General features: G+C 72.4%; 1 pseudogene. It reads left to right on the top strand.

What is annotated here, in order from left to right:
* Positions 1–879: pseudogene (locus G3N61_RS39225) on the top strand (nodulation protein NfeD); the annotation flags it as partial.

Genomic DNA, 879 nt, shown 5'->3' with positions numbered 1-879 from the left:
CCGCACCGCGGGCGCCGGGCGGCACCCCGGGGGCATCAGGCGCGTCAGGTGCGTCCGAGGCCGCCATGCAGGCCGCGCTGCCGAACGACACGCAGTCGACCGAGATCCGCAAGGCGATGCAGGACGCCTCCGCGTATATCCGCGGCCTCGCGCAGCTGCGCGGGCGCAATGCCGAATGGGCCGAGCGCGCGGTGCGCGAGGCCGTGAGCCTGTCGGCGAACGAGGCGCGCGCGCAACATGTGGTCGACCTGATCGCGCAGGATCCGGCCGACCTCGCTCGCCAGCTCGACGGCCACACCGCGACGACTACCGCCGGCACGGCGCGGCTCGCGACCGCGCATGCGCCGCTCGTCGTGCTCCAGCCCGACTGGCGCAGCCGCTTCCTGGCGATCATCGCCGACCCGAACGTCGCGCTGATCCTGCTGACGATCGGCATCTACGGCCTCTTCTTCGAATTCGCGAACCCCGGCTTCGTGCTGCCGGGCGTCGTCGGCACGATCTGCCTGCTGATCGGGCTGTTCGCGATGCAGTTGCTGCCGATCAGCTATGCGGGCCTCGGCCTCGTGCTGCTTGGTCTCGGCTGCCTGGTCGCCGAGGCGTTCCTGCCGACCTTCGGCGTGCTCGGGTTCGGCGGGATCGTGTCGTTCACGATCGGCGCGCTGATGCTGATCGATACCGACGTGCCCGGCTACGGGATTCCGTGGCCCGTGATCGCGAGCCTCGCGCTCGGCGGCGGGCTGCTCGTCGCGGGCGTATCGAGCGTCGCGCTGCGCGCGCGGCGCCGCCCGGTCGTGACGGGTGCCGAGGCGATGGTCGGCAGCATCGGCGAAGTGCTCGACGACGGCCTGCTGGCCGACCAGCCGCACGGTGCGGCTGGCG

It is taken from the genome of Burkholderia sp. Ac-20349, assembly GCF_017104865.1.
Taxonomy (GTDB): domain Bacteria; phylum Pseudomonadota; class Gammaproteobacteria; order Burkholderiales; family Burkholderiaceae; genus Burkholderia; species Burkholderia aenigmatica.
Note: the sequence above shows the minus strand (reverse complement) of the source record. Positions and strands in the feature narration are given on the sequence as shown.